Origin of the sequence: Azonexus sp., assembly GCF_047638095.1 — a bacterium.
Classification (GTDB): domain Bacteria; phylum Pseudomonadota; class Gammaproteobacteria; order Burkholderiales; family Rhodocyclaceae; genus Azonexus.
In genome coordinates this window covers 28,463-52,460 of the sequence record NZ_JBLJBW010000008.1, presented here as the reverse complement: position 1 = coordinate 52,460, position 23,998 = coordinate 28,463, and the positions used below count along the sequence as shown (strand labels likewise).

The window sequence follows — 23,998 nt, the reverse complement described above, 5'->3', positions numbered from 1 at the left end:
ACCGTTCGCTGCCCAAGACGGCGGCTCGCCGCGCGCACCGACAGAGGCGGAGCCAAAAATGAACACCCCGGCCTGAAGGCCTGGCGCGCATCAATGACTCACCCCTTGGGCTCGATGCGAAAACCGCTTTTCTTGACTTGCCCATCGTGCAGATTGAAATACACATTGAAATAACTGTCATCGAGCGGATTTTCTCCCGTCACCCGCCACTCCCAGACTTCTTCGCCGAGATTTTCAAAAATCTGCTTGCGCGCCGGCTGCCCGAGCAGACGGCGGATTTCCTCGTGTTTCATGCCAGGCAGGGCGCGGGAAAAATACGGCGGACTCAGAACCTGAGCCATTTCGCTGACGACACCTTGAGCATCGAAACGGATCATGTAACAGCTGCGCCCGGAAGGCTGGCGAGTGTATTCCCAAACGATGCTGCCGTCCGCATCGTGATGCACAAAGCCGGGCTCGCCCATGCGGCTGCGCACCTCGCTTTGTGCGGTGATGCCCGGTTTGATTTCCGGCAGATTGACAACATCGCAAGCCGGCAGAAACACGCTGCAGAAGAGGGCGAGAAATGCAGAACCGAGGCGGCGCATGGGATAGACTCCGACGGACGGCATGCAATTTTTCTGCCGCCCGCAATAATTGATCAATCGCAGCGCATTCTCTTGCCAGGCCGCGGCGCGGCGCATCGGGAGCTGACTGCTTTTTCCAGTGTGCCATGCCTTTCTTGCCGGATTTTTATCGTCTTCGTAAAAGTTTGTGTTGCGCCGTCCTGTGCACGTTCTGGCTGCTGCCCGCATTGGCCGCGCCGCGTGTCGGGCTGGTGCTGGGCGGCGGCGGTGCGCGCGGCGCAGCGCATATCGGCGTCCTCGAGGTATTGCAGGAAGAAGGCATCGTCGTCAGTTGCGTCGCAGCCACCAGCATGGGCGCCCTGGTTGCCGGGGCCTGGGCGGCGGGGCTGACGCCGCAAGAGATGCGCACCAATCTGGCGGCCGTGGATTGGCGCGATATTTTCATCGACAGCCCGGAATCGGCGCAAATGAGCCAGCGCCACCGGCAAATCCAGCGCCGTTACCTGCCCGGCACGGAAACCGGCATCGGCCCGGAAGGGCTGCGTTACCAATCCGGCATGCTATCCGGGCAAAAAATCAAACTTTTTCTCAATCGCCTGATCGGTGCCGAACGCCTGGAACGCCAGATCGACCGCCTGCCCTTGGCGCTCTCCATTCTCGCTACCGACATTGGCACTGGCGAACGGGTGGTGTTACGCGACGGCCCGCTGAGCACGGCCATGCGCGCCAGCATGTCGGTGCCCGGCCTGCTCGCTCCGGTGGCGCACGCCGGGCATAAACTGGTCGATGGCGGTCTGGTCGATAACCTACCGGTCACCGAGGTGCGCGAGCGCTGCCAGCCCGAGGTGGTGATCGCCGTCGACGTCAGTTCGCCTTTGCTGCCCAGCGAATCGGTCGGCTCCTTGCTCACGGTGTCGGCGCAGATGATCGGCATCCTGACGCAACAAAACTCGCAACGCTCACGCGCCCTGCTCGGTGCTGGCGATATCCTCATCCAGCCGGCGCTGGAAAATATCAGCGGCGTCGACTTTCAGCGCCACGACGAAGCCATCGCGCAGGGCCGCGCCGCCGCGCACGCCCTGCGCGAGCGTTTGCGCCACCTGCGTGCAGACGCCGCAGAGCACGCCGCTTGGAGAGAAAAACTACATGCGCCGCTGCCGGCACCGCAGCCCATCGCCGCCATCGAAATTGCCGGCCTGCGCCACACCCGCGCATCGGCGCTCACGCGTTTTCTCAGTATCGCACCGGGCGACACGCCTTCGGCGCAGCGCATCGACCGTGATCTCTTGCGCATCTACGGCGACGGCCACTACGAAAGCGTCGATTACACCGTGCGGCACGAGCGCGAACGCAAGGTACTGCGTATCTTGCCGGTGGAAAAACCCTGGGGACCGGATTACCTGCGCTTTGGCCTGAAACTACAGGCCGACACCCGCGAAGGCAGCAATTTTGGGCTGCGGGCGGCCTATCACCGCACCCAGCTGAATGCCTTGGGTGGCGAATTTCTGGCGCATGGCGAGCTGGGTACGCAAAATCGCCTGCTCGCCAATCTCTATCAGCCATTGGAGGAAACGCAGCGTTTTTTTGCCGAAAGCGAAATCGGCTTGCTTGAAGAGCGCCTCAGCCTCTACGAAAACAACCGGCGCACCGCCCAATACAAAGCACACGAAGACCGTTTTGGCCTCTGGCTGGGCTATAACGCGCGCAGTTATGGCGTCCTGCGCCTGGGCTGGCTGGAAGCCCGGCAGCGCTATACACCGGACATCGGCGCACTCGAGCTGCCCAATGTGCGCGCCAATTTTGGTGGCTGGCAGTTCGATACCGAGATCGACCGCTTCGATCGCCTGTACTTCCCCAGCCGGGGTTGGTCGGCGAATCTGCGCTATTTTTCTTCACCAAAACAAAATTACAGCCGTCTCGATCTCGAGTTGCGCGGCGCATTCACGCTCGACGACACTGTTTTCAACGCCCGTTTGGCGACGGTGGATTCGCCGCGCGGCGACTTGCCGATCTACGCCGCCGGCCGTCTCGGCGGTTTTCTCAACATGACGGCCTTTGCCACCCACCAACTGCTGGGCGACAAGGTGCGCTATGCCGGGCTGCGCATGGAGAGAATCGTCGGCCGTTTGCCGCTTGGCCTGCGCGGCGATCTGCGTATCGGCGTCGCGCTCGAAGCGGCGCGCCTGGGCAAGCGTTTTAGCGAAACCCGCCGCGATGACTGGATCGATTCCACCGCCCTCTATCTCGGCGGCGAAACCCCACTCGGGCCGGCCTACATCGGCCTGGGCCATTCCGGCAGCGGCGTCACCAACCTCTTTTTATTCATCGGCACCCCATGAGTTTCAACACCCTTTACCTGTGCGCCACCAGCCGCCTGGCGCAAACCCTGCGCCAGCACAATCTGCCGGGCAGCCACGGGCAAACAAACCTCTGGCGTACCCCCCAGGCCCTCACCCTGGACCAATGGCAGGCGCAATGCGCCGAAGCCCTGCTGCTGTCCGGCGAGCTTGATCTGCCGCCCGCCTTGAGCGCCGAAAGCGAACGCCTACTGTGGGAAATCGTACTGGCTTCGGCGCTCGGCGAAGAAAACGGCAGCGCACTGTTCGACCTGCCCGGCCTGGCCGAAGAAGCGCAAGCCGCGCACGCCCTGTGCATACACTGGGATTTGCCACTAACCTCCCATTCGCTTGCAGGCAGCGACGAGGGCCGCGCCTTTGTCCGCTGGCAACAGAGTTTCTTGGAGCGCTGCAAAAAACTGCAGCGCCTCAGCGCAGCCGATCAGCTACGCGCCCTGGTTGAGCGTATCGGCGCAGGCCATGTCCAACTGCCAGAACACATCGTATTCGCCGGATTTGACCGTTTCACGGCGCTGGAAAAAATGCTCATCGCCGCCTTTGAAGCGCGCGCTTGTACGGTCACTTACGCTGATTTCACCTTGCCGCACGAGGCGCAAATCCGCCACCGCCACTACCCCGATCGCCTCGCCGAATGCCACGCCGCCGTCGCCTGGGCGAGCGCCTATTTGGCAGATAAACCTGAAGCGCGCCTGGCCATCGTCACCCCGGATCTCGCCGCCGTGCGCAGCCCACTGAGCCATCTACTCGATGCCGCGTTACACCCACTGAGCCTGCGCCCGGATTCCGCCGCCATGGCGCGCAGCTACAACCTCTCCCTGGGCGAAGCGCTGGCCCAGCAACCGCTCATCGCCACCGCACTCGCCTTGCTGCGTCTCCTCGGGCGGGGGCGCGAGCAGGTCGCCCAAGATGAACTTTCCGCCTTGCTCCTGAGCGCCTTTTGGGCAGGCGACGACAGCGAGGCCGATGCCCGCGCCTTGGCCGATGCCCGTCTGCGCCGTAATCAACCGAGCACGACCACCTGGCAAAAAGTTTGGCGACACCTGGGCGAGGCCCACTGTCCGCTGAGCCTGCACGCGCTGCGCACCGCCCGCATGAACGCCCAGACACTGGCAGGCAAACAAACCCCCAGCCAATGGGCGCACAGTTTCCAAACCCTGTTGCAAAGCGCCGGCTGGCCGGGCGAGCGCACCCTGAATTCGGTAGAGTTCCAGGCACAAAATGCTTTTCTGCAACTGTGCGGCGAGTTTGCCGAATACGACGAACTGCTCGGTCCAATCCGCTTTTCCGCCGCCCTGCAACGCTTGAGCGAGCGCTGCCGCAAGCGTCTCTTTCAGCCACAAACCCTGGGTACGCCGCGCATTCAAGTGTTGGGCGTACTCGAAAGCGCCGGTTTGCAATTCGATGCCCTATGGTTCCTGGGCATGAATGATGACCGCTGGCCGCCGCCGGCGCGCCTCAACGCCCTCCTGCCTGCCGCCATCCAGCAAGAGGCCGGCAGTAATCGCGCCAGCGCCAGCGTGGAGCTCAGCTTTGCTCGGCAGGTACAAAAACGCCTGTTGCGCGCCGCTCCGCAGATCACTCTTTCATGGGCGGAAAACGATGGTAACCGCATCCTGCGCCCCAGCCCTTTGCTGCAAGCCGAGGAGGCCAAGGAAAACGCCGAACCTTTGGCCCACACCGAGCGCGCCGACCCGGTTCGCGTCATTACACTGGCCGCCGCGCGCGCCGCCTGCACACCGCTGGCCCGTCTTAACGATGCCAAGGCACCGGGGCTTGCCGCGGGCGAATTACTTGAAGGCGGCAGCGGCGTTTTGCGCGCCCAAGCCCTCTGCCCGGCCTGGGCCTACTACCGCTACCGGCTGGGCGCTACCGCCCTGGAAGCCCCGGTCGACGGGCTCGACTCCCGTTTGCGCGGCAGTCTGGTCCATCTGGCGCTGCAGCATTTCTGGGAGAGCACCCGCGATCAGGACAGGCTGCGCGCGCAAGACGAAAGCACGCGCCACGAGATTTTGGCTGCAGCGATCGAAAACGCCCTGAACGATTTCGCTGCGCACGACGATACCCCCCTGCCCGCCAACTTTCGCCGCCTCGAGGCTGCGCGTCTGCAGCGTCTGCTACTGCGCTGGTTAAAACTTGAAGACGAGCGCCCGAGCGCCTTTACGGTACTCAGCTGCGAAGAAGAAAAAACGCTCGCCGTCGGCAATCTGCGCATCCGCGTGGTGATCGACCGGGTAGACCAGCTCGCCGACGGCAGCTGCGCGGTGCTCGATTACAAAACCGGCAAGGTGGAGACGCACAGCTGGGTCGATGCCCGCATCAGCGAACCGCAATTACCGCTTTACGCCGCCTTTGGCGACACGCCCATGGCCTGCGTCAGTTTCGCCCGCGTCGTGCTCGACGAACCGGGCTTTAGCGGCGTTTCTGCCGTGCCTGAACAATTACCCAAGGTCATGGCCGTCAACCACGAAAAAAACAAACCTTATCTGCAAAGCGGCCTCGACAACTGGCCCGCCTTGCTCGCCCACTGGCGCGACAGCATCTGCGAATTGGCCGCCGAAATCGAACACGGTGCCGCCGCCGTGGTTTTTGCCGATGAAAACGCGCTCGCCTACTGCGAAGTCACCCCCCTGCTACGCCTTGCCGAGCGCCGACGGCTATGGCAGGAAGCTTCCGGCTGGGAGGCGAGCGATGCGTGAACTGCCCGGCGCTACCGCGCATGAAAGCTGGCGCAGAAGAGAGGGCAAGACAGGGGGCAAGGCGAAAAGTTGCGACAAAACCCGCCTCAACAACAGGCCGCTATCGCCTCGCAAATCTGCGCCTCACTTGCCGCCTCACTCAAAACCGCCTGCCCAAGCCCTTTGAGCAGCACCAGGCGCAAGCGCCCATCGGCGACTTTTTTATCGTGCCGCATCAGTTCCAGATAACGCGCCGCGCCTAATTTTGCACCACGCACCGGCAAGCCGGCGGCAGCAAAAATCGCTTCCACCCGCGCCACCTCGTCCGAGCTCAGCCACCCCAGGTTTTGCGAGAGCCTTGCCGCCATCACGCTGCCCGCCGCCACGGCTTCACCGTGCAGCCAACTGCCATAACCCAGACCGGTTTCAATGGCATGACCGAAAGTGTGGCCCAAATTCAATAAAGCGCGCTCGCCGCTTTCGCGTTCATCGGCCGCCACCACCTCAGCCTTGTGCGCGCAGGAGCGCGCCACGGCCTGCATCAAGGCGGTGGAGTCACGCGCCAGCAAGGCGGGGAGATGGGCTTCCAGCCAGTCGATGAAGCCGGCGTCACGAATCAAACCGTACTTGATGATCTCGGCAATTCCCGCCCGCAATTCCCGCTCGGGCAGCGTGTTTAGCGTATCGATATCTGCCAGCACCAGACGCGGCTGGTAAAAAGCGCCGATCATGTTCTTGCCCAGCGGATGATTGATCGCCGTCTTGCCGCCCACGGAGGAGTCCACCATGGCCAGCAGCGTCGTCGGTATCTGGATGAAGGGCATGCCGCGCTGGTAGCAGGCGGCGGCAAAACCGCCCATATCGCCGATCACCCCGCCGCCCAATGCAAGCAGAGGCGTTTTGCGCTCGCAGTGCTGGCGAAGTAGCGCATCAAAAATTTGGTTCAGCGTTTCCCAGGTTTTGTATTGCTCGCCATCCGGCAGAATCACCGGCAATACCTCGACCCCCCCCGCGCGCAAGGTGGCGCTGAGCGTTTCCAGGTAGAGCGGGGCGACAGTGGTATTGCTCACCACCACCGCCTTCTTGCTGCGAATATGCGGCAGCAGCAAATCGCCCCGCTGCAGCAGAGCGCTGCCGATATGGATGGGATAGCTGCGCTCGCCGAGGGCGACCGTCTGGCTTACGAGTTGCGCGCACATGCTTGATTGAACCCCCGGAGAATATGATGCGTAATGCCTGAGGCCACCATGACGCCACCTTCGACGACGAAGTGCGCGGCGGCGCGATACAGCGGATCGCGCACGGCGTGCAGGCTTTCGAGCTTGGCCAAGGGGTTATCGACCTGCAACAGCGGCCGGTTGCGGTCATGTCGCGTGCGCTGGTGCAAAAGCACAGGCGGCACGCTGAGGTAGACCACCCAGCCACTGGCCCGCAAGCAGGCACGGTTTTCTTCCGCCAGCACTGCACCACCGCCGGTCGCCATGACGATGTTTTTTTGCTGACTGAGCTCGGCAAGGGTTTGTGATTCACGCCGACGAAAACCGGCTTCGCCCTCGATTTCAAAAATCGTCGGAATCGGTACGCCGGTGCGGGCCACGATTTCATGGTCGGAGTCATAAAAATGCCGCCCCAGCCGCCGCGCCAGCTGCCGCCCCACCGTCGTTTTGCCGGCCCCCATCAAGCCGACGAGATAAATATTGGTATTCGTATCCACGGCGCGATTTTATCCGAGGCGCTGCGGTTCACAAAAAAAAGGGCGGAAAGCTCCGCCCTTTGCAGCGACTCTCGCCCGAGGATCAGTTCAGATTCATCTTGTCCGAAATGATGCGCGGCGTGATGAAGACCAGCAATTCCCGGCGCTTGGAATCATCCTGCCGATATTTGAACAGCCAGCCCAGCGCCGGAATATCGCCCAGCAACGGCACTTTTTCCACCTTGCGCTGGGTGTCGGTGATGAACACCCCACCAATCACCACGGTACCGCCGTTATCGACCACTACGTTGGTTTCGACGATGGAGCTCTTGATCGGCGGGTTGGCATATCCACCTAACACTACCGCCTTGGTCCAGTCGGCCTCTTCCTTCTTGACGACAAGATTCATGCTCACCGTTCCTTCCGGCGTGATCTGCGGCACCACTTCAAGTGACAATTTGGCTGCTTTAAAGCTCACCGTAGCCGTACTTGTTCCACCGGAGCTTTGAATTGTGACGTACGGAATTTCCGTACCATCTTCAATCTTCGCCTTGACGTTATTCGCCGTAACAACCCGTGGACTAGAAACAATCTTACCTAGGCCATCGCCTTCCATGGCAGCGATTTCAAGGTTGAGAATTCGTGTGAGAGAAGAATTAAAGAGAGAGAGAGCAAAACTTCCACCTTTCGTAGGTATAGGTAGATTAGTACCCAGCATCTGCGTGGCCGCCGTTAATCCGCCGGCCACTCCAGCCGGCAGGTTTGTACCCGGAATAGTCCCCCCGCCAACAGAACCCGGGGTGCCATTTGGTGTCACTTTTAAAGGATCAACGATTAGAGGCGCTCCCGTATTTGATGGAATGGTGTAATTGGGAACCATATTTCCACCAGCAACACCCCATTGCGAGTTACCCAACCTGGACGTCTTTGTATTAATTAAGCCCAGTTTCGCCCCTATCTCTCTCTGGAAACTATCCTGCGCTTCAACAATCCGCGCTTCGATCAGCACCTGACGCGCGCCAATGTCGATGGTCTTGATGAAGGTACGAATTTCTTCCAACTTGGACGGAATATCGGAAACGAACAAAATGTTCGATTGCTTGTCCGCCACCGCGCTGCCGCGTTTACTCAGAATACGCTGGGAAGCGCTGCTCCCCGACTCTGCCTCTGAACCACTGCCACTGCCAGGACCAGCCAGCAAGGCGGCGATTTCGGCGGCTTTCTGGTAATTGAGCGCAAACTGCTCGGTCTGCAGCGGCTCCAGCTCACGGATCTGCTGGCGCGCCTCGAAATCGAGTTTCTCACGCGTCGCAATTTCATCGCGCGGGGCAATCATGATGATGTTGCCCTTCTTGCGCATGTCCAGACCTTTTTGCTGGAAGATGATGTCGATCACCTGATCGGCCGGCACGTCCTTCAGCACCAGGGTCGTCGTTCCGGTCACCGTTTCGCTGATGACGGCATTCAGGCCCAATTCTTCCGCCATCAGACGCAGTAGGGCGCGCACGTCGCCGTTCTGGTAATTGATGCTGACGCGCGGCCCCTGGTAACCAATCTTGGTGCCTTGCACCAGCTTGTTCGGATCTTCGACGATCTTCTTCACTTCGACGATGAACTGGTTATCCGCCTGATAGGCGTTGTGCTCCCAGGCCCCCTTGGGCGAAATCGTCAGGCGGGTGTTCTGGCCCACCGGCTTGGCTTCGACGGCAAATACCGGGGTCGCAAAGTCGGTGACGTCGAGCTTACGGCGCAGATTATCCGGCAGGGTGGTCTTGATGAAGTCCACCACCAGATTTTCGCCCTGCTTGCGGATGTCGATCGCCGTGCCGGGATCACTCAGATCGACCACGACGCGCCCTTCGCCATCTTTGCCACGGCGGAACACCAAATCGCGCACGGCATGGCCGGTACTCAGCGGATTGGCTTCCTGGAAGCGCTGGCTGCGCTCTGCCGCCACGGCATTGACTCGCTCGATCGGGGTCAGGGTGACGTAGAGCGAGTTGCCATCGACCCGGGTGTTGTAGTTCATGGAGCGCACCAGGTTCAGCACGACGCGGGTTTTATCGCCCACCTGCACCACGTTCAGGCTGCGCAGATCGCCTTCGTTGACCATCTGCGTATTCTTGCCCAAGGCGTTTGCGGTACCCAGGAAATCCAGCGCCACCTTGGGCGGGTTGGAGACTGCAAAGCTGGCGGGAGGGGAGCTCATCGACTTATTCAAGTCGATCTTGATGGCGATTTCATTACCGTTACGCGAGGTATTGATCGCTTCGATGGCATTGGCACTGGCACTTGCGCCGGCGGCCGTCTTGGCTTCCTCGGCCTGCGCGCCGGAGACCAGCGCGGCGCAACCCATCCAGGCTGCGACTGCATAATTAATCCATTTCATTGGCTACTTCCCTCCGTCGTCTGCAGGTGCAAGGAACTCTGGCGTTCGGTCCAATCGCCCGCAGAATCCTGAATCAATTCTCGTAATTTCACTTCGTTTTCGGTGATTTGCGTCACCATACCGAAATCCAGCCCGATGTAATCGCCCACCTTGACCTGGCGAACGTTGTCTTCGTACTTGATGACGGCAATCGGCTGTTTATTGACATTCAAGCGCCCGATCATGGTCAGTGATTCGAGCGGATATTTTTCCAGCACGCTGTTACGCAATTCACGCGCTTCAAAATCGGGGCTGCCGCTCCCGCCGCCCTGACCACGCCGGGAGGTGGGTTCGATTTTGCTACTCTGGAAAGGATCGACCTGGTCCGCTACTTCGTAGGGAATCGGCTCGTAGGGTTTGACCTCCGGCAGCGGCTCGACGCGACCGCGCAAATCGCGGCTGTTTTCTTCCATCCACTGACGCAGATCTTCGTGCTCGCCGCTGGCACAGCCGACCAGCAAAAAGGCGCTCAAACCCAGGGCCGGGAGCAGTGTTTTACTCACTTTTGCGCCCCTTTCTTTTCATTTTGTTTTTGCTGCGCGACTTCGGCTTCGTCAAGATAGCGGAATGTTTTGACCGTCGCATCGAGCGTCAGCGCGCCGCCCTTGACCGGCGTAATGGCAATACCGTTGAGCGTGACGATGCGCGGCAGTTTGCCGATATCGGCGGCAAATGCGCCAATATCATGGTAGGGCCCGTTGATTTTGACCGTCACCGGCAATTCGGCATAAAAGTCTTTCACCTGCTCGGCCGAGGGACGGAACAGCTCAAACTGCAAACCGCGCCCCAGACCGGCCTGGTTGACCTCGATCAACAGCGCTTCCATTTCCGACTTGTTCGGCAACTGCTTGAGCAGCGCACCGAAAGAGCGATCGATTTCCGCCAGCTGCTGGGTATAGAGATCAAGATTGACCGCCTGGCGTTTTTTCAGCAGGTATTGGTCTTTCAGCGTTTGCTCTTCGCTTTCTGCCGTACTCAGCGTGGTCAGCTGGTCGTCCCACAGGAACCACCAGCCGCCTACCAGCAAGAGCAGCAAAAAGGCCAGCAAGATGACAATTTTCGGAATCAGCGGCCATGCCCCCGGATCATTCGGGTTCAGATGGCGAAAGTCTTCCAGTGCGGCCTGGAGATCGATCTTGGCCAGCTTGTCCTTGAGGTTGGGCGTTTTGGCACTCATTGCGCTTTCCCTCCAGCTTTCTGTTCTTCGGCGGCAACTCGCGTCAGGGTGAAGCTCATGGCAAATTCATTGACCCGCCGCCCTTCCAGCACCACCGCCTTGGTTTCGATGAGCACCGGCGTTTCCAACCAGGGCGAGGCTTCAATATTGCGCATCAAGGTCGACACCCGGGCGTTCGACTGGGCGTAGCCCGTGATATTCACCTTGAGACCGTCTTGCTTGAGCGATTTCAAATACACCCCTTCCGGCACCTGCTGCGTCAATTCGCTCAGCAAATACACGGTTTCGCCACGGTCGCGCTGCAAGTCTTCAATGACTTTCTTGCGCGCCAAGAGCGATTGGGTTTTTTCGCGCAGCTGTTTGATTTCTTCCAACTGCTTGTCGAGCACCGCAATTTCCTGCTTGAGGAAAGTATTTTTGCTGTTTTGCTGCTCGATTTGTGTTTCGATCAGAGAGTACACGGCAAAGACGATAACGCCCGCCAACAGAGCCACCAGAGCAAAGAGCACGTAAAACTGCTCGCGCCGGGCTTTCTTCGCCGCCTCGCGGTGCGGCAACAGGTTGATGCGTATCATGCTGTATCGAACCTCCGCAATGCCAGGCCGCAGGCCACCATCAGCGCGGGCGCATCTGCCAGCAGGGCGCGAGCGCGCACCCGGTCAGAGAGCACCATGTTGGCAAACGGATTGGCCACCAGGGTATCAAACTGGGTACGCGTTGCCACCGCCTCGTCGATCCCGTGAATGGCCGCACAACCACCGGCCAGCACGATGTGATCCACTTTGCTGAACTGGGTAGACGTAAAGAAAAACTGCAAGGCGCGCGAAACTTCGAGCGCCAGGTTTTCCATGAAGGGCACCAAAAGCTCGGTTTCATAGCCGTCCGGCAGATTACCCGTGCGCTTGGCGGCTTCGGCGTCTTCCTGGTTCATGCCGTAGTGGCGGGCAATGTCCAGGGTCAACTGATTGCCGCCAAAGGCCTGCTCACGCGCATAGACTTGCTGCCCGTTTTTGAGCACGGTGAGATGCATGGCATTGGCCCCGATGTCGATCAAGGCGACGATTTGATCGCGCCCACCTTCCGGCAACTGACGCTCGATCAATTCAAAGGCAGCAAGCTTGGCCAGAGAGTCGACGTCCACCACCAAAACCTTGAGACCGGAGGCCTCGGCCGTGGCGACACGATCTTCGACCCGCTCTTTTTTCGATGCGGCGATGAGCACCTCGACCTCGTCCGGCATGGACGGGGCAGGGCCGATCACCTGGTAATCGAGATTGACGTCATCGAGCGGAAAAGGAATGTACTGGTTGGCCTCGGTTTCCACCTGCACTTCCAGCTCTTCTTCGCGCAGACCGGCGGCGACAATGATCTTTTTGGTGATGACGGCAGACGCCGGCAAGGCCATCGCGACGTTACGCGTCGATGTCCCCAAGCGCTTCCAGGCGCGCTTGACGGCATCCACCACCACATCGAGATTGGCGATCGTGCCGTCGGACACGGAATCTTTGGGCAACACCTCGATCGCATAGCGTTCGACGCGGTAGCCCTCTTTCCCATTGGCGGACAGCTCAACAAACTTGACGGCGGACGAACTGATGTCCAGACCGAGCAAAGTGCGCGCCTTGGGATTTAATAAAGCGGAGATGTCGAAGCCCACCTGACCCCCAAAAATACTTATAGATTACGGCGTTAGAAACAAAATCAATAATTCACTTGAGATGCTAACAGCAACTTTCAAAGCCTGTAAAGCACTTTCAACCCCACCTTAAGGCAGGGCGTATAATTCCGCCACATTTTTCTTTCTGGCTCCAGCCCGGCATGCCTTTCGCGCTTCGCATCATTTTCGTTTATCCCCTGCTCGCTCTTCTGGGTTTGGTTGCCGTGCTGGTCGCCGTTGCCGCCATCGTGATTGCGCTGGCCTATCCCAATCTGCCCTCGCTGGAAGTCCTCACCGACTACCACCCAAAAATCCCGATGCGGGTGTATAGCGCAGACGGCTTCCTCTTGGGCGAATTCGGCGAAGAGCGCCGCGCCGTAGTGACGATCGATGCCGTACCCACGGTGATGAAACAAGCGATTCTGGCGGCGGAAGACGACCGTTTCTACCAGCACATCGGCATCGATTACATGGGGATTTTGCGCGCCGCCGCAGCCAATCTCCTGGGCGGGGGCAAGAAGCAGGGGGCATCGACCATCACTCAGCAGGTGGCGCGCAATTTTTTCCTGACCTCGGAAAAAACCTATACCCGCAAACTGTACGAAGCCCTGCTTTCGCTCAAGATCGAGAGCAGCCTGAGCAAGGATCAAATTCTCGAGCTGTACATCAACCAGATTTTCCTCGGCCAGCGCGCCTATGGTTTTGCCGCCGCTGCCCAGATTTATTTTGGCAAACCGCTGCCGCAAATTTCCATCGCCGAAGCGGCCATGCTGGCGGGGCTGCCGAAGGCGCCCTCGGCCTACAACCCGATTGCCAACCCGCGCCGGGCAAGAATTCGTCAGGAATATGTCTTGCGGCGTATGCGCGACCTCAACTACATCAACGCCGCGCAATATGAAAGCGCCTTGAAAGAACCCTTGATCATCAAGCGAGAGCTCGCCGAATTTGCCGTGCACGCCGAATACGCTGCGGAAATGGCGCGTCAGATCGCCGCCGACAGCTTCCCGGAAAGCGCCTACACCGCTGGCATCAAGGTGTTCACCACGCTGATCAAGGCCGAACAAGAAGCCGCTTACCGTGCACTGCGCAAGGGCGTGCTCGATTACGACCGGCGTAACGGCTACCGCGGGGCCGAAGCCTATCTCGATTTGAAAGGCGTCAGCTCCGACCAGGACGAAGCGATCGACGTGCTCTTGCAAGACATCAACGACGCCGGCGATCTGCGCCCGGCGCTCGTTCTTGCCGCCGACAGCAAAGAAATCCGTGCCTATGTCAAAGGCGGGGAAAACGTGATTTTGCGCGGCGACAGCCTGAAATTTGCCGCCCGCATGCTGGACAACCAGGCTCCGCCCAACAAGCGCCTGCGCCGTGGTGCCATCATGCGCCTGATCCAGGACGATGCCGGTCACTGGCAAATCAGCCAACTGCCGGAAGTCGAAGCCGCTTTTGTCGCCATTGCCCCGCAAGATGGGCAGATCCGCGCCCTGATCGGCGGTTTTGATTTCAACCGCAACATGTTCAACCACGTCACCCAGGCCTGGCGGCAACCTGGTTCGAGCTTCAAACCCTTCATCTATTCCGCCGCGCTGGAAAAAGGCTTCAATCCGGGCAGTATCGTGGCCGACGAACCCTTGGTGATTTCTGCCGGCGAAACCGGTTCGCAAGCCTGGGAACCGAAAAACTATGACGGCAAGTACGACGGCCCGATGAGTTTGCGCACCGCACTGGCAAAATCGAAGAATTTGGTGTCGATCCGCGTTCTGCAAGCCATCGGCACCCGTTACGCGCAGGATTACGTTACCCGTTTCGGCTTTGATGCCGAAAAGCATCCGCCCTATCTGACCATGGCGCTGGGCGCGGGCTCCGTCACCGCCTGGCAGATGGTGGCGGCCAATGCGATTTTTGCCAACGGCGGCTTTCGCGTCACGCCTTACATCGTCAAGGAAATTCGCGACAGCAAAGACCGCGTCATTGCCAGCAGCAGCGTTCCCAAGGCGGGCGACGAAAGCATCCGCGCCATCGATGCCCGCAATGCCTATCTAATGGATGCCATGCTGCGCGATGTCACCATTTCCGGCACCGCCGCGCGCGCCTCAGTGCAGTTGAAACGCCGCGATCTGGCTGGCAAAACCGGCACCACCAACGATTATTACGATGCCTGGTTCTGCGGCTACCAGGCCTCCGTCGCCGGCTGCGCCTGGATGGGCTACGACCAGCCGAAAAAACTGGGCAGCCGGGAAACCGGCGGTGTTGCGGCACTGCCGATCTGGGTCGGCTACATGCAAACGGCGCTGCGCGGCGTGCCAGAACAAATTCCCAGCCCGCCCGCCGGCCTGAGCGCCGCACCGGGCGGTGACGGACGCAGCCTGATGTACAGCGAAAACCTGCCCCTGCTCGAAACCCACGCGGAAGACGATGAGGAATCCGCCCCCGTCAGCATCCCCGCTCCCCCACGGCCCAATGCTCCGTTGCCGGCCACCACCGCTGAGCAGCCTACGGTTTACGGACGCTAAACGCCGCCCTTGCTGCGGCCGGACAAAAGATACATCCCAGGGCTTGCCAACCCGTCCAGCCAAACTTGAAGCAAGACAGCAAGGGGAAGCGCCGCCTGCGCCGCAGCGTGAAGGGCGCATGGTCCGGCAAACGCTCAAGCGCCCCAAACGACTTCTATTCCAGCCTGCTGACGCAATATTGCGGAAAGTTTTTGCAGCAATTCACCACCATCGCGCGTGTCGCTCCAGTTACCGCCCTGGTAACGAAAATGAAAACCGCCGGCGCGCGCCGCCAGCCAGATTTCACGATTCACCGCATGCCGGTTGATGATGATCACGCTATCGTCGGCACAGGTAATTTCCAGGTTACCGCCTGCCAAGCGTTCGCAATCAAAGTGTTCATCATAGGCTTCCAGGCTGCGCTCGATCTGCACAAAAACCTGCTCGCTCACATCATTGAATTCGCGCTCTTCCATGCTGTGCTACCATCCCTTCCCGATTTTTTATGCGGCCCTCAGCCGCCCCCGCGCCATGTTTCGCACGCTCCGTCTTGCATCGCTCAGCCTGATTTTCGGCCTTGCCGCCTGCGGCATGAAAGGCCCGCTCGAACTGCCGGCCACCACCCAAACGGCGCAAACTCGCGCCCCGGACACCGCCCCGACTTCAGCCATGCCGGGCGGCGATGGTAGCACGCCCGCTCCCGCTTCCTCCTCCGCCAACAAAGGCACCCAACCATGACTGCTTTTTCTCTGCAGAACGGCGTTTTGCACGCTGAATCCGTCGCTTTACCCGCCATCGCCGAGCAATTCGGCACCCCGGCCTACGTCTATTCCCGCAGCGCCCTGAGCGCAGCCCTGCAAGAATTCCACGAGACGCTCGCCGCCCACCCGGCCGGGCAGGATGCGCTCGTCTGCTTTGCCGTCAAGGCTAATTCCAATCTTGCCATCCTCAACCTGTTCGCCCGCCTGGGCGCAGGTTTCGACATCGTTTCCGGCGGCGAGCTGCAACGTGTCCTGGCCGCCGGCGCCGACCCAAAAAAGGTCGTCTTTTCCGGCGTCGGTAAAACTGCGGCAGAAATGCGGCAGGCGCTCGAAGCCGGCATTTTCTGCTTCAACATCGAATCCATCCCCGAGCTGGACCGCCTCAACGAAGTTGCCGGCGAACTCGGCAAAAAAGCGCCAATCAGCCTGCGGGTGAACCCCAACGTCGATCCAAAAACCCACCCCTACATCTCCACCGGCCTGAAAGCCGCCAAGTTCGGCGTCGCCTACGACGATGCGCTGGCGCTCTACCGCCGCGCCGCCGCGCTGCCGCACATCGAAATCACCGGCATCGACTGCCACATCGGCTCGCAGCTGCTCGATCCCTCGCCCTTCACCGAAGCGCTCGAGCGCATTCTGCTGCTCATCGACCAGCTGGCGACAGAAGGCATCCGCATCCACCACGTCGACCTGGGCGGCGGTCTGGGCATCAAATATCGCGCCGACCAGGTGCAGCCGACGGTGGCCGCCTACCTCAACCCGCTGCTCGACAAACTCAAGGGGCGCGGCCTCAAGGTGGTTCTGGAGCCGGGCCGCCGACTGGTCGGCAATGCCGGTCTGCTGCTCACTCGCATCGAATACCTGAAAGCCGGCGAGGAAAAAAATTTCGCCATCATCGATGCCGCCATGAACGACCTGATGCGCCCGGCCCTTTACGAAGCCTGGCACGACATCGAACCGGTCACCCCGCGCAAGGGCGCAACGCAGGACTACGACGTGGTCGGCCCGGTCTGCGAAACCGGCGACTTTCTCGGCCAGGCCCGCCCGCTCAACGTGCAGCCGGGCGACCTGCTGGCCGTCATGTCGGCCGGTGCCTACGGCATGGCCATGGCCTCCAACTACAACGCTCGCCCGCGCGCGGTGGAAGTGATGGTGGATGGCGCCCAAGTGCATCTCATCCGCCAGCGCGAAACCGTCGAACAGCTCTACGCCGGCGAATCCCTGCTCCCCGAGTGACAGGCATCCGCATCGACAAGTGGCTATGGGCGGCGCGCTTCTTCAAAACGCGTAGCCTCGCCACCGATGCGCTCAGCGGCGGCAAGGTCAAACTCAACGGCAGCGCCAGCAAGCCGGCGCGTGAAGTGAAAATCGGCGACCGGCTGGCCATCTTCAACGGCGACACCCGCTGGGAAATCACGATTCTCGGCCTCTCCGACAAACGCGGCCCGGCCAGTTCAGCGCGCCTGCTCTACGAAGAAAGCCCCGACAGCATCGCCGCCCGCGAAGCCGAGCAAATGCGCCGCAGATTCACCCAGGAACCCGCCGCCGAGATTCATGGCAGGCCAAGCAAGCGAGATCGGCGGCAGATGGCGCGCTTCAGCCACTGATACTTCGATCGATCCTGCCTTGCCATGCCGGAGCGGATCGAGCCGGAGAAGATCAAGGCGATCCGCGAACACAAGCATGTCAGCCAGCCCGTTTTTGCGCGTTACCTCAACACCAGCGAATCGACCGTCCAGAAGTGGGAAAGCGGTGCCAAAAGTCCGAGCGGCATGGCCCTCAAACTGCTCTCCATCGTCGAAAAGCACGGCCTGAAGGTTCTGACATGAATCACAACACCAGCGCGAGCGCCAGCGGCAGAAAGATCAGCGCCGCCAGATTTCCGATCAGCACGATGGAAGCCACCCGCTGCGGTTCCTGCTGGTAGCGTTCGGCAAAGAGAAAGTTGAGCACGGCGGGCGGCAGCGCGCCGAAAACGAGCAGCATGGCGGCATCGCGCCCTTCCAGGCCGAGCAGGTGGATGATGCCCCAGGCGATCAGCATACCGGCCAGCGGGCGCAATACGGCGCTGCCGACGGCGAGTTGCCAGTCGTTCAGGGTGAAGCCCGTCATGCGCACACCCAAAGAAAAAAGCATGAGCGGCACAGAAATATCGCCCAGCATCTTGATGCCAGTAACGAGCGGTGCCCACAAGCTGATTTTCAAAGACGCCACCAAGATACCGACTATGGCGGCGAAAACGACCGGAATGCGCCACAGGGATAACAGGCGGGCCTGCGGGTCGAGCCAGCGCGCACCGAAGGTGAAGTGCAAGGTATTTTCCACCATGAACAAAATCACCGCCGCCGGCATCGCCGCTTCGCCCCAGGCGAGCAGAACCAAGGGTAGGCCGATGTTGCCGGAGTTGTTGAAGAGCATCGGCGGCACCAGGGTTTTCGGCTGGACGCCGCACAACCTCGCCACCGGCCAGGCGAGCAGACCGCAGGTCGTCAGCAGCAGAAAAGCGCCCAGGGCGAGCGGCCCGTAAGCGGTGAGATCGAAGGATTTGCCGGCCATTGCCGCGAACACCAGGGCCGGCACGAAGACGTCCATGTTCAGGCGGTTGGCCACCGCCATTTCCGGCCTGTGCTTGCGGCCATAAAAATAGCCGGCGGCGACGATGCCGAAAATCGGGAACAGCACCGCTAGCAGGCGAAAGCTCAGGCTGTCGTCAGGCATGGCGGAGGCGTCGAAAGCCGCAGCCTTCCATCATCAACTGCCCAAGCACGGGTTTCCCCATGCCGGAGAAGGGGGCCGCATTCATCGAATTACCCTGAGCGCCCACCCGGAAGCCGTCTGTAAATCACAGCACGTAGCGCGACAAATCTTCATCGGCAGCGACGTCGCCGAGTTTCTCGTTCACGTAGGCGGCGCTGACCTGCAATTCCGCCACCCCGCCGCAGCCTGCCGTGAAGGACACTTCTTCCAGCAGCCTTTCCAGCACCGTGTGCAGGCGGCGCGCGCCGATGTTTTCGGTTTTTTCGTTCACCTGGAAGGCGATCTCGGCCAGCCGGCGGATGCCCTCATCGGTAAAATCGACGCGCACGCCCTCGGTCGCCAGCAGCGCCTGGTATTGCTTGGTCAGACAGGCATCGGTCTGGGTCAGGATGGACTCGAAATCCGCCACCGACAAGGATTCCAGTTCGACGCGAATGGGAAAACGGCCCTGCAATTCGGGAATCAGGTCGGACGGCTTGGCCAGATGAAACGCGCCGGAGGCGATGAACAGGATGTGATCGGTCTTGATCATGCCGTACTTGGTGGACACCGTGGTGCCTTCGACCAGCGGCAGCAGATCGCGTTGCACGCCCTGGCGCGACACGTCGGTCCCCTGTACGTCGGAGCGACTCGCCACCTTGTCGATTTCATCGAGAAAGACGATGCCGTTCTGCTCGACGGCCTGCACCGCCGCGAGTTTGAGTTCTTCTTCATTGACCAGGCGGGCTGCCTCTTCGTCCACCAGCAGCTTGAAAGCCTCTTTGATTTTCAGCTTGCGCGTTTTCTTTTTGCCGCCGCCCAGATTCTGAAACATGCCTTGAATCTGCTGCGTCAGCTCTTCCATGCCCGGCGGCGCGAAAATCTCGGCCTGCATGCCGGGAGCGGCGACTTCGATGTCGATTTCCTTGTCGTCCAGCTCGCCTTCGCGTAATTTTTTGCGAAATTTCTGGCGGGTCGCATTGTCGGCATTGGCGGCGCTGTCATCGGCGTAAAACCCGGGACTGCGCGCCGGCGGCAGCAGGGCATCCAGCACGCGCTCCTCGGCAGCGTCCTCGGCGCGGTGACGGTTGGCCTGCATGGCCTTTTCGCGCTGGTTTTTCACCGCCATTTCGATCAGGTCGCGGATGATGGTTTCAACGTCGCGGCCAACGTAGCCGACCTCGGTGAACTTGGTTGCCTCCACCTTGATGAAAGGCGCATTGGCCAGCCGCGCCAGACGGCGGGCGATTTCCGTCTTGCCGACGCCGGTCGGGCCGATCATCAGGATATTTTTCGGCGTGATTTCCTGGCGCAAAGGCTCGGCCACCTGGCTGCGCCGCCAGCGGTTACGCAGGGCAATGGCGACCGCTTTTTTCGCTTTGTCCTGGCCGACGATGTGTTTGTCGAGTTCCGACACGATCTCTTTGGGTGTCATCAGCGCGCCACTCATTCCAGCGTCTCCAGGGTGAAATTGCGGTTGGTGTAGATGCACAGGTCGCCGGCGATTTCCAGCGACTTGGTGACGATCTCCAAGGGGCTGAGTGCGGTATTTTCCAGCAAGGCGCGCGCCGCGCTCTGCGCATACGCGCCGCCAGAGCCAATGGCGACGATGCCATACTCCGGCTCCAGCACATCGCCATTGCCGGTAATGACCAGGGAAGACTCGTTATCTGCCACCGACAGCATGGCTTCCAGCCGGCGCAGCGCGCGGTCGGTACGCCAATCCTTGGCCAGTTCGACCGCCGAGCGCACCAGATTGCCCTGATGTTTTTCCAGCTTGGCTTCAAAACGCTCGAACAGGGTGAAGGCATCTGCCGTGCCGCCGGCAAAGCCCGCCAGAATGCGGCCTTGATACAGGCGGCGCACTTTTTTTGCCGTGCCTTTGATGACGATGTTGCCCAAGGTCACCTGCCCGTCGCCGCCCATCGCCACGGTGCGGCCGCGCCGCACTGAGAGAATGGTCGTACCGTGATATTGCTCCATGATTTTCGCGTGCCAAAGAAATTGGAAAAATGAAACGCCGGGTATGCGCCTGTCAGCGCCAATACCGCAAGGCGTTCAGGACTTGGGAACGATGATGCGGGCCTGTTTGTTCAGGCCGACCACGGCCATCAATTCCGCCACCAGATGATTGGGGCTGCGAATGACGACTTCCTTACCGGCCGCTTTGAACGGACTCAGGCGATTGACCAGCTGACCGGCCGAATAAAAATCCAGACGCGAAACGCCGGAAAAATCGATGACCGGCTGCGCTTCCGTGTCGATGATGTCCTGCAACTCGGCAAAGCGCTGATTACGCAAAGCCCCGACCAGATAAATCGCCGCATCGGCCGGAGTCTCCGGCGCGGGCTCGCTTGCCGCCACCCGGCGCGGCGGCTGATTTTCCCAAGACGGCGGCGAGCGCTCGAAGGTCACGGCGTAATCAATCGCGCGCTCTTCAAAATGCGCCTGCGTCCCTTGCCATTGCAAGAGCTCGAGCAAAAGCCGCCAAGCCGCCTCCCGCTCCGGCTGCCCGGCCTGCAAACGTTCGTCCAGACGTTTGATGAAACCTTCTGCGGCCAACAACTGACATTGCTTACCCAGGCGGCGCGCAGCAATCAGCATATCGGCCAGCATGCCGGCAATATGATCGTCACAACCGGCCAGCTTGCTGCAATCGATATGCAGCGCGCCCCCCTTGCCCAGCAGCGGGCCGAGCTCGAGCAAGACGCTGCGATGCTCTTCGGTCAACACGCCGTGCAAGGCAAAAACCTGTGCACCGCTGGCAACAGCAGTTTTTGCCGGCGCATCGTAACTGCGCCAAGCCGGCGGGGATATTTCAAAATTCTGGGCAAATTCCACACTGCGCTTTTCAAACGCCGCCTGCTCGCCCTGCACTTGCAGCAAATCAAACAGCAAGCGCCACAAACGAATACCGTCGCTGCCCGAATAGGCCGGCAAAAGACTTTCCAGCACACTGCGCGCCGCAGCATCCTGGTCATTGGCAAACAACACCACGACCTGTTCGACATCAGCCTGTAACGGCGGGACATCCTGCTCAACGTCGATCGCCATGACGCTCGACTCGGTGAATTCCGCCTCGAATTCGTCAATCGCACTCAAGGCCAGCGGCGCTTTGGCAGCGGGCGGAACCTTTGCCTTGTCGGTAACGAAATCCAGATCCGGCAAAGGATCACTCAGAGCAGCCGGGGTTTGTGCTTCTTCCTGTTTGAGCTTCATTTCCGGCAGCGGCATGCGCGGACGCGCCGCCGTCGGCTCGGGCATTTTCTGAGGCGCTTTTTTGAAGAAAGAGAAAACCATGACGACTCCGCGTGGGGAAGGCAGTTTTTAGCATGCCTCGCCAGTTACCGCAACGACTTGCCCGAGATTTAAGCCATCTTGCCGGACCCAGCGCAGCGCCGCTGATACAAAGACTGGACGCGCGGCCACTGCCAAACCCAAGGGGCAAAATTTGGGCAAAAAAAATCCCCGCAGCCCAAAGCGCGAGGATTTTTCTGGCCGACGCAGCGGCGAGGCGACCGAGTTGCCCGCGCTTAGTTGCCCAAGGTCTTGCGATTACGCTGGTGGCACTCAACCGCGTACAGTGTCTTGAAACTGGTCTTGCCATCACCCTTGAAGAGGCGCTTGACGGTTTTCGAAACGCAGCGGCGTTCCAGGATGTTACGGCGGGTGCGGTTGATAGCCATGAAAAACTCCGGTATGCGAAAAAAGCAAAACGCGGATTATGCGGGCTACCCCTGCCACGGTCAACGGTTTGCCGCCATTTTTGCCACCGTTTTCTCCGTTATTTCAACGTTTTGCCCGTGGGTGCGCGCGGTCGTACACGCTCGCCAGATGCTGAAAATCGAGGTGGGTGTAAATCTGGGTCGAGGCAATGCTGGCGTGGCCAAGCATTTCTTGCACGGCGCGTAAATCACCAGAAGATTGCAAAAGGTGCGAGGCGAATGAATGACGCAGCATGTGCGGATGAACATGCTGCGCCAAGCCTTTCTGGCGCGCACATGCGGCCAATCGCTGCTGAATGGCGCGCACGCCAAGTCGGGTACCGCGCTGGCTGGTAAACAGCGCGTTTTCTGCGCTCGCTGCAAGCCTCCCCCGAGAGTGCACCCACTGCGCCAGCGCCGCGCGCGCCGGGCCGCCCACCGGTACCAGGCGCTCTTTGTTGCGCTTACCGCAAACCCGGACCTCACCCTCGCCGAGAATATCTTGCGCAGCTGCCAGATCCAGAGCAGCCAGTTCGGACAGGCGCAGCCCGGAGGAATAAAAAAGCTCGAACATCGCCGTGTCGCGCACCTGCAAAATATCCGCTTCGGCTTCGCCTGGTTTTAACAGCACAGCACTTTCATCGACGGACAGCGCCTTGGGTAAACGACGTGGCGATTTTGGCGCGCGCACGCCAAGGCAGGGGTTGCTATTGACCCGCCCCGCTTCTCCCAGCCAGGCAAAAAAACCACGCCAAGCCGACAGCAAACGCGCCAGCGAACGCCCGGACAACCCTTCACCATGTAGTTTGGCGACGCAGCGACGAATGTCCTGCCCCTGCACCCGCGACCAGTCTGTAACCGCCGGCGGCAAACAGGATTGCAGGCGCGCCAGATCGCGCCGGTAATTATTCAAGGTGTGCGCGGCCACCCGGCGCTGTCCAGCGAGAAAATCGAGATAGGCCTCCACGGGTGCCGTATCTTCTTCCCGGTTTTTTGCCTCGAATACGCGCCCAACCTCGCGCCCAACCTCACTCACAGCGCACTCTTCGTCACCCGCGCCAGGGCCGCCGAGACCATTTCTCCGATGCGCTCCAGATACAGGGTGCCCATATCGGCGTAAAAACGCTGCGCTTCTTCACTGCCCAGGGCCACCATGCCGATGGTGCCGCCGCCGTTACGTAGCGCGATCAAGGCTTGCGAACGAATGTGCGGTGCCGCCTCGCCAAACCAGGATGCCGTGCCAAAGCCTGCGGTGGAGCCGCAGTAAGGGCGCGACAAGGTTTCGGCAAACACCTGCAGTTCTTCGCTGACGGCAGCGAATTCCGGCAAATCGGAAACCTCGTCCGGCTTGTGCCACAGGCGTAAGGCCAGGTGCGGCACGGAAAAATCATCGCGCAGATGAAAATTGAGCAGGTGGATCACCGCCTGGAAGGTTTCGGCGGCGATCAAACCGACCGCCAGGCGATGCACTTTTTCGGAAATCTGGTCGTTTTCTTCGCCGAAAGCGATCAGCTCGGCGAGCTTACTTTCGCTGGCGCGGTTTTTCTCGCGCAGGGTGAGCATTTGCCGCTCAACCAAAGAAACCGTGCGCCCGCCGTGCGGGTGGGGCAAAAAAATTTGCGCCATCAAATCGGCGTACTGCTCGAAAAAACTGGGGTTATTTTTTAGATAATCGGCAATATCGTCGGGAAACATGCGCTTCTTCCTCTCTGGAAACGGCGTAGAAACGCCACAATTCAACGAAAAAAGAAT

23 protein-coding genes are annotated in these 23,998 nt (G+C 60.3%); 7 read left to right on the top strand and 16 right to left on the bottom strand.

Going from position 1 to position 23,998, the window contains the following annotated elements; genetic code table 11:
* Positions 1 to 98 precede the first annotated feature (98 nt).
* A complete protein-coding gene (locus ACM62Q_RS03450) occupies positions 99 to 611 on the bottom strand; it encodes a hypothetical protein (RefSeq protein WP_415033613.1) in 513 nt (170 codons plus the stop codon).
* Between the two features lie 101 nt (positions 612 to 712).
* Between ACM62Q_RS03450 and ACM62Q_RS03445 the strand changes: the two genes are divergently transcribed.
* Both ACM62Q_RS03445 and ACM62Q_RS03440 read left to right on the top strand, forming a co-directional pair.
* Complete coding sequence (locus ACM62Q_RS03445) at positions 713 to 2,905, top strand: patatin-like phospholipase family protein (protein ID WP_415033611.1); 2,193 nt, start codon at positions 713 to 715, stop codon at positions 2,903 to 2,905.
* Complete coding sequence (locus ACM62Q_RS03440; RefSeq protein WP_415033609.1) at positions 2,902 to 5,619, top strand: PD-(D/E)XK nuclease family protein; 2,718 nt, start codon at positions 2,902 to 2,904, stop codon at positions 5,617 to 5,619. Before ACM62Q_RS03445 ends, ACM62Q_RS03440 begins: the two co-directional genes overlap by 4 nt.
* 86 nt (positions 5,620 to 5,705) lie before the next feature.
* Here ACM62Q_RS03440 and aroB read toward each other — a convergent pair whose 3' ends face one another.
* From aroB to ACM62Q_RS03405, 7 genes are all read right to left on the bottom strand, one after another.
* Positions 5,706 to 6,797: a 3-dehydroquinate synthase gene (gene aroB / locus ACM62Q_RS03435; RefSeq protein WP_415033607.1), complete on the bottom strand. Its 1,092-nt coding sequence runs from the start codon at positions 6,795 to 6,797 to the stop codon at positions 5,706 to 5,708.
* Positions 6,779 to 7,276 carry a shikimate kinase gene (locus tag ACM62Q_RS03430; protein ID WP_415033653.1) on the bottom strand — a complete coding sequence of 166 codons (498 nt, stop codon included), beginning with the start codon at positions 7,274 to 7,276 and terminating at the stop codon, positions 6,779 to 6,781. Before ACM62Q_RS03430 ends, aroB begins: the two co-directional genes overlap by 19 nt.
* A 118-nt stretch (positions 7,277 to 7,394) precedes the next feature.
* The gene (pilQ, locus tag ACM62Q_RS03425) at positions 7,395 to 9,680 is read right to left on the bottom strand and encodes a type IV pilus secretin PilQ (RefSeq protein ID WP_415033605.1); all 2,286 of its coding nucleotides are present in this window, start codon (positions 9,678 to 9,680) and stop codon (positions 7,395 to 7,397) included.
* Complete coding sequence (locus tag ACM62Q_RS03420) at positions 9,677 to 10,222, bottom strand: pilus assembly protein PilP (protein WP_415033603.1); 546 nt, start codon at positions 10,220 to 10,222, stop codon at positions 9,677 to 9,679. The genes pilQ and ACM62Q_RS03420 overlap by 4 nt, the downstream gene beginning before the upstream one ends.
* Entirely contained in the window at positions 10,219 to 10,896 is a 678-nt protein-coding gene (locus ACM62Q_RS03415; protein ID WP_415033601.1) for a type 4a pilus biogenesis protein PilO, read from the bottom strand. The genes ACM62Q_RS03420 and ACM62Q_RS03415 overlap by 4 nt, the downstream gene beginning before the upstream one ends.
* Positions 10,893 to 11,471, bottom strand: a complete 579-nt coding sequence (locus ACM62Q_RS03410) for a PilN domain-containing protein (protein WP_415033599.1) — start codon at positions 11,469 to 11,471, stop codon at positions 10,893 to 10,895. Before ACM62Q_RS03410 ends, ACM62Q_RS03415 begins: the two co-directional genes overlap by 4 nt.
* On the bottom strand, positions 11,468 to 12,553 hold the full coding sequence (locus ACM62Q_RS03405) for a pilus assembly protein PilM (protein ID WP_415033597.1): 1,086 nt from the start codon (positions 12,551 to 12,553) through the stop codon (positions 11,468 to 11,470). Before ACM62Q_RS03405 ends, ACM62Q_RS03410 begins: the two co-directional genes overlap by 4 nt.
* Positions 12,554 to 12,714: 161 nt before the next feature.
* Between ACM62Q_RS03405 and ACM62Q_RS03400 the strand changes: the two genes are divergently transcribed.
* Positions 12,715 to 15,066 carry a penicillin-binding protein 1A gene (locus tag ACM62Q_RS03400; RefSeq protein ID WP_415033595.1) on the top strand — a complete coding sequence of 784 codons (2,352 nt, stop codon included), beginning with the start codon at positions 12,715 to 12,717 and terminating at the stop codon, positions 15,064 to 15,066.
* A gap of 134 nt (positions 15,067 to 15,200) precedes the next feature.
* On the opposite strand, the gene cyaY is transcribed toward ACM62Q_RS03400, so the two are convergent.
* Positions 15,201 to 15,521 carry an iron donor protein CyaY gene (gene cyaY / locus ACM62Q_RS03395; RefSeq protein ID WP_415033593.1) on the bottom strand — a complete coding sequence of 107 codons (321 nt, stop codon included), beginning with the start codon at positions 15,519 to 15,521 and terminating at the stop codon, positions 15,201 to 15,203.
* Positions 15,522 to 15,576: 55 nt separating this feature from the next.
* Between cyaY and lptM the strand changes: the two genes are divergently transcribed.
* From lptM to ACM62Q_RS03375, 4 genes are read left to right on the top strand one after another with little or no spacing between them, the layout of a single operon-like run.
* Entirely contained in the window at positions 15,577 to 15,783 is a 207-nt protein-coding gene (gene lptM, locus ACM62Q_RS03390) for an LPS translocon maturation chaperone LptM (protein WP_415033591.1), read from the top strand.
* On the top strand, positions 15,780 to 17,042 hold the full coding sequence (lysA, locus tag ACM62Q_RS03385; protein WP_415033589.1) for a diaminopimelate decarboxylase: 1,263 nt from the start codon (positions 15,780 to 15,782) through the stop codon (positions 17,040 to 17,042). The genes lptM and lysA overlap by 4 nt, the downstream gene beginning before the upstream one ends.
* Positions 17,043 to 17,047: 5 nt before the next feature.
* Positions 17,048 to 17,413, top strand: a complete 366-nt coding sequence (locus ACM62Q_RS03380; RefSeq protein WP_415033651.1) for an RNA-binding S4 domain-containing protein — start codon at positions 17,048 to 17,050, stop codon at positions 17,411 to 17,413.
* 24 nt (positions 17,414 to 17,437) lie between these two features.
* The gene (locus ACM62Q_RS03375) at positions 17,438 to 17,635 is read left to right on the top strand and encodes a helix-turn-helix domain-containing protein (protein ID WP_415033587.1); all 198 of its coding nucleotides are present in this window, start codon (positions 17,438 to 17,440) and stop codon (positions 17,633 to 17,635) included.
* 1 nt (position 17,636) lies between these two features.
* On the opposite strand, the gene ACM62Q_RS03370 is transcribed toward ACM62Q_RS03375, so the two are convergent.
* The 7 genes from ACM62Q_RS03370 to ACM62Q_RS03340 all read right to left on the bottom strand — a co-directional run bounded on the left by ACM62Q_RS03370 (position 17,637) and on the right by ACM62Q_RS03340 (position 23,941).
* A complete protein-coding gene (locus ACM62Q_RS03370) occupies positions 17,637 to 18,524 on the bottom strand; it encodes an AEC family transporter (RefSeq protein WP_415033585.1) in 888 nt (295 codons plus the stop codon).
* 124 nt (positions 18,525 to 18,648) lie between these two features.
* Positions 18,649 to 19,977, bottom strand: a complete 1,329-nt coding sequence (hslU, locus tag ACM62Q_RS03365) for an ATP-dependent protease ATPase subunit HslU (protein WP_415033649.1) — start codon at positions 19,975 to 19,977, stop codon at positions 18,649 to 18,651.
* 11 nt (positions 19,978 to 19,988) lie between these two features.
* A complete protein-coding gene (hslV, locus tag ACM62Q_RS03360; protein ID WP_415033583.1) occupies positions 19,989 to 20,525 on the bottom strand; it encodes an ATP-dependent protease subunit HslV in 537 nt (178 codons plus the stop codon).
* A gap of 75 nt (positions 20,526 to 20,600) precedes the next feature.
* On the bottom strand, positions 20,601 to 21,842 hold the full coding sequence (locus ACM62Q_RS03355) for a hypothetical protein (protein WP_415033581.1): 1,242 nt from the start codon (positions 21,840 to 21,842) through the stop codon (positions 20,601 to 20,603).
* A gap of 233 nt (positions 21,843 to 22,075) precedes the next feature.
* Positions 22,076 to 22,228 carry a hypothetical protein gene (locus ACM62Q_RS03350; RefSeq protein WP_415033579.1) on the bottom strand — a complete coding sequence of 51 codons (153 nt, stop codon included), beginning with the start codon at positions 22,226 to 22,228 and terminating at the stop codon, positions 22,076 to 22,078.
* A 103-nt stretch (positions 22,229 to 22,331) separates the two neighbouring features.
* On the bottom strand, positions 22,332 to 23,282 hold the full coding sequence (gene xerC / locus ACM62Q_RS03345; protein WP_415033577.1) for a tyrosine recombinase XerC: 951 nt from the start codon (positions 23,280 to 23,282) through the stop codon (positions 22,332 to 22,334).
* Positions 23,279 to 23,941: a DUF484 family protein gene (locus tag ACM62Q_RS03340; RefSeq protein ID WP_415033575.1), complete on the bottom strand. Its 663-nt coding sequence runs from the start codon at positions 23,939 to 23,941 to the stop codon at positions 23,279 to 23,281. The genes xerC and ACM62Q_RS03340 overlap by 4 nt, the downstream gene beginning before the upstream one ends.
* Positions 23,942 to 23,998 lie beyond the last annotated feature (57 nt).